The organism is Aquirufa sp. OSTEICH-129A, from assembly GCF_054558355.1.
In genome coordinates this window covers 1-357 of sequence record NZ_JBPXKC010000018.1, presented here as the reverse complement: position 1 = coordinate 357, position 357 = coordinate 1, and the positions used below count along the sequence as shown (strand labels likewise).

Annotated in this window: 1 protein-coding gene; it reads right to left on the bottom strand. The window is 45.1% G+C overall.

Annotated features, from left to right (window positions below):
* A partial coding sequence (locus tag SKC36_RS12330; protein ID WP_459466076.1) for an invasin domain 3-containing protein occupies positions 1-357 on the bottom strand: 357 nt, incomplete at both ends.

Genomic DNA, 357 nt, shown 5'->3' with positions numbered 1-357 from the left:
CAGTAGCACCGCCAGCAGTTAAATTATTTCCATTGGCATCTTTAGCAGTCACGGTTAAAACTTGAGTAGTAGAACCGTCCGCCACGATACTAGCCGAAGTAGGAGTTAAGGTAGAAATGGCAGCATCTGCAGCACCAGCCACAACAGTGAATGCATTAGAATCACCAACTTTGGCTGCTACATTACTACCAGCACCAGTTCCTGTTGCAGTTAAAACTACACCCGTTTCAGCTTTGGTATAAGTAACACCTGAGATGGTAACTGCACTAGATCCAGAAGTAATGGTACCTGTAAGTGTACCACCTAATGTACCAGTACCTGTCTTACGAGTAAGAGTAACTGTTCCATCAGCGGTGG